General features: G+C 44.5%; 1 protein-coding gene. It reads left to right on the forward strand.

What is annotated here, in order from left to right:
* The coding region (locus V7L97_RS09460) for a flagellar basal body rod C-terminal domain-containing protein (protein WP_442891799.1) at window positions 1–1,651 on the forward strand (1,651 nt) is incomplete at its 3' end.

Raw genomic sequence — 1,651 nt, forward strand, 5'->3', positions numbered from 1 at the left:
GTGGATATCTACTGGCGCATTCAGGAATCCACTGATGGGAAGACATGGACAACTGTTAATACCGCTAAGATTAATATCGATACCACTGTTGCAAACACAAGGACTCTTAAGTTCTACGGTATCGATGTCAGGATAGACGGTACCCAGCCTAATTTGTTAGCCACTTCTCCGACCTTTGAAACATTCACTATACGCCCCTATTCCAATGCTGCCATGAATATGGGTGTAGCGATTTCAGACCCCAATAAGGTAGCTGCAGCGGCAGGCGATATAGCACCGACATATCTCAATACCATAGTTATAGACAGCTCCAACAATACAATCAGGTTTAGCAGAGACGGTGGACAAAACTTTACAAATATAACCCTTACAGCGGGTACATACACATGGAGCGCCCTTGCAGCAGAATTAGAAACACAAATGGAGGCTGCAGGAGGCGGTTTTGATTATACAGTTACTTATGACAGTACTAACAGAAGGTTTATAATTACCAATCCTCCCAATGGCAATACAATTATCTTTGACTGGACGCATCAGGACACCACCGCAGAGGATGTTTTTGCCTTTGCAGCGAACTCTTCCATTGACCCTAATACTTCTGACTCCAGCGATTTTCAGGTAGGGGCCGGCTATATTCAGGTTAACAGCTCAAATAATACAATCAGGTTCAGCGAAGACAATGGAGTAACGTATGTAACCGCCACTATACCCGCAGGGATATACACAAGGGTAAGGCTTGCAGAAGTGCTTAAACAGGCGCTTGAAAGGGCAAATGTAGCCACAAATTACAATTATACCGTCACGTTTGATGCTACAACCAACAAGTATAAGATTCTTAATAACGGTACGAACCCCAATCCCAATCAGATCATTGTAAACTGGACAAACCCCTCTACAACAGCGGAGGATCTTTTCGGGTTTACGTCTAATTCCGATTCCACTATTCCGGTTGGAGGTTATGCTGAAGGCACAAATGAAATCAAAGGCGGTTCGATTGTCATAGACAGCTCAAACAATACAATCAGGTTCAGCGAAGACGGAGGTACTTCGTATATAACTGTTACCCTCCCTAAGGGGACCTATACAAGGAACGAGCTTGCGCTTGCATTGAAAAGTGCCATGGAAAGTGCTGATGCAAGTACTTCATATACGTATACAGTTGCGTACGATTTCAATACCAAAGCATATACTATCACCAATAACGGCGGAAACCCGAATAGTATCGTTTTGGACTGGACGCATACAACAACTACATCGGAAACCGTTTTCGGATTCATCTCTAATTCCATTATTACATCCGGCGGAGGAACCGATTCCAGCGATTTTGAAGTGTATCCGGTTTTGCCCGGCGACAATAGTAATGCAAAACTAATTGCTTCCCTTTCATTGAGCGGATTTATTAAAGGCAGTACGCCCAGCGATTACTACCGTTCGATAGTCACCGATGTCGGCGTAGAAGCGAGCTCGGCAAAGATAAGCCGGAAATTCCACAACACCATGGTTGAAGAACTGGAGAGGAAAAGGCAGGAGGCATCGGGAGTCAGTCTGGATGAAGAGGCTGCTAACCTCATCAAATATCAAAAGTCCTTTGAGGCTGCTGCAAAGATGATAAGCGTTGCGGATGAGCTTCTGGAGGCACTTATAAATATGG

This window comes from Dissulfurispira sp., assembly GCF_036745535.1.
Classification (GTDB): Bacteria; Nitrospirota; Thermodesulfovibrionia; order Thermodesulfovibrionales; family Dissulfurispiraceae; genus Dissulfurispira.